The organism is Streptococcus sp. oral taxon 431 (assembly GCF_023115445.1).
GTDB lineage: Bacteria > Bacillota > Bacilli > Lactobacillales > Streptococcaceae > Streptococcus.
The window spans coordinates 2,203-4,882 of the sequence record NZ_JALDUI010000031.1 but is presented as its reverse complement, the minus strand read 5'-3'; the positions used below and the strand labels follow the sequence as shown (position 1 = coordinate 4,882).

Sequence of the window (2,680 nt, the reverse complement as noted above, 5' to 3'; positions counted from 1 at the left end):
AGCTAAGCGACTTCCTTATCTCACAGGGGGCAACCCCCAACTACTTCCGGCGTTCTAGGGCTTAACTTCTGTGTTCGGCATGGGTACAGGTGTATCTCCTAGGCTATCGTCACTTAACTTTGAGTAATACCTACTCAAAATTGAATATCTATCAAATTCCAAGAAAATCCTTCACACTTCGTATTCTCAGTTACTTTGGATAAGTCCTCGAGCTATTAGTATTAGTCCGCTACATGTGTCGCCACACTTCCACTTCTAACCTATCTACCTGATCATCTCTCAGGGCTCTTACTGATATAAAATCATGGGAAATCTCATCTTGAGGTGGGTTTCACACTTAGATGCTTTCAGCGTTTATCCCTTCCCTACATAGCTACCCAGCGATGCCTTTGGCAAGACAACTGGTACACCAGCGGTAAGTCCACTCTGGTCCTCTCGTACTAGGAGCAGATCCTCTCAAATTTCCTACGCCCGCGACGGATAGGGACCGAACTGTCTCACGACGTTCTGAACCCAGCTCGCGTGCCGCTTTAATGGGCGAACAGCCCAACCCTTGGGACCGACTACAGCCCCAGGATGCGACGAGCCGACATCGAGGTGCCAAACCTCCCCGTCGATGTGAACTCTTGGGGGAGATAAGCCTGTTATCCCCAGGGTAGCTTTTATCCGTTGAGCGATGGCCCTTCCATACGGAACCACCGGATCACTAAGCCCGACTTTCGTCCCTGCTCGAGTTGTAGCTCTCGCAGTCAAGCTCCCTTATACCTTTACACTCTGCGAATGATTTCCAACCATTCTGAGGGAACCTTTGGGCGCCTCCGTTACCTTTTAGGAGGCGACCGCCCCAGTCAAACTGCCCGTCAGACACTGTCTCCGATAGGGATCACCTATCTGGGTTAGAGTGGCCATAACACAAGGGTAGTATCCCAACAGCGTCTCCTTCGAAACTGGCGTCCCGATCTCGTAGACTCCTACCTATCCTGTACATGTGGTACAGACACTCAATATCAAACTGCAGTAAAGCTCCATGGGGTCTTTCCGTCCTGTCGCGGGTAACCTGCATCTTCACAGGTACTAAAATTTCACCGAGTCTCTCGTTGAGACAGTGCCCAAATCATTACGCCTTTCGTGCGGGTCGGAACTTACCCGACAAGGAATTTCGCTACCTTAGGACCGTTATAGTTACGGCCGCCGTTTACTGGGGCTTCAATTCATACCTTCGCGTTTCCGCTAAGCACTCCTCTTAACCTTCCAGCACCGGGCAGGCGTCACCCCCTATACATCATCTTACGATTTAGCAGAGAGCTGTGTTTTTGATAAACAGTTGCTTGGGCCTATTCACTGCGGCTGACTTAAAGTCAGCACCCCTTCTCCCGAAGTTACGGGGTCATTTTGCCGAGTTCCTTAACGAGAGTTCTCTCGCTCACCTGAGGCTACTCGCCTCGACTACCTGTGTCGGTTTGCGGTACGGGTAGAGTATGTTTAAACGCTAGAAGCTTTTCTTGGCAGTGTGACGTCACTAACTTCGCTACTAAACTTCGCTCCCCTTCACAGCTCAATGTTATAGAACTAAGCATTTAACTCAATTCACACCTCACTGCTTAGACAGACACTTCCAATCGTCTGCTTTAGTTAGCCTACTGCGTCCCTCCATCACTACATACTCTAGTACAGGAATATCAACCTGTTGTCCATCGGATACACCTTTCGGTCTCTCCTTAGGTCCCGACTAACCCAGGGCGGACGAGCCTTCCCCTGGAAACCTTAGTCTTACGGTGGACAGGATTCTCACCTGTCTTTCGCTACTCATACCGGCATTCTCACTTCTATGCGTTCCAGCACTCCTCACGGTACACCTTCTTCACACATAGAACGCTCTCCTACCATACCTATAAAGGTATCCACAGCTTCGGTAAATTGTTTTAGCCCCGGTACATTTTCGGCGCAGGGTCACTCGACTAGTGAGCTATTACGCACTCTTTGAATGAATAGCTGCTTCTAAGCTAACATCCTAGTTGTCTGTGCAACCCCACATCCTTTTCCACTTAACAATTATTTTGGGACCTTAGCTGGTGGTCTGGGCTGTTTCCCTTTCGACTACGGATCTTAGCACTCGCAGTCTGACTGCCGACCATAATTCTTTGGCATTCGGAGTTTATCTGAGATTGGTAATCCGGGATGGACCCCTCACCCAAACAGTGCTCTACCTCCAAGAATCTCTAATGTCGACGCTAGCCCTAAAGCTATTTCGGAGAGAACCAGCTATCTCCAAGTTCGTTTGGAATTTCTCCGCTACCCACAAGTCATCCAAGCACTTTTCAACGTGCCCTGGTTCGGTCCTCCAGTGCGTCTTACCGCACCTTCAACCTGCTCATGGGTAGGTCACATGGTTTCGGGTCTACGACATGATACTAATTCGCCCTGTTCAGACTCGGTTTCCCTACGGCTCCGTCTCTTCAACTTAACCTCGCATCATATCGTAACTCGCCGGTTCATTCTACAAAAGGCACGCTCTCACCCATTAACGGGCTCGAACTTGTTGTAGGCACACGGTTTCAGGTTCTATTTCACTCCCCTCCCGGGGTGCTTTTCACCTTTCCCTCACGGTACTGGTTCACTATCGGTCACTAGGGAGTATTTAGGGTTGGGAGATGGTCCTCCCAGATTCCGACGGGATTTC

The 2,680-nt window shown here is 49.8% G+C and carries 2 rRNA genes (1 of these 2 cut by a window edge); both read right to left on the bottom strand.

The annotated features are described in order from the left end of the window. Nucleotide 1: 1 nt before the first annotated feature. Nucleotides 2–117 (bottom strand): 5S ribosomal RNA (gene rrf, locus M1R56_RS09895). Between the two features lie 78 nt (nt 118–195). Then, nucleotides 196–2,680, bottom strand: a 23S ribosomal RNA gene (locus M1R56_RS09890) (it continues 359 nt past the right edge of the window).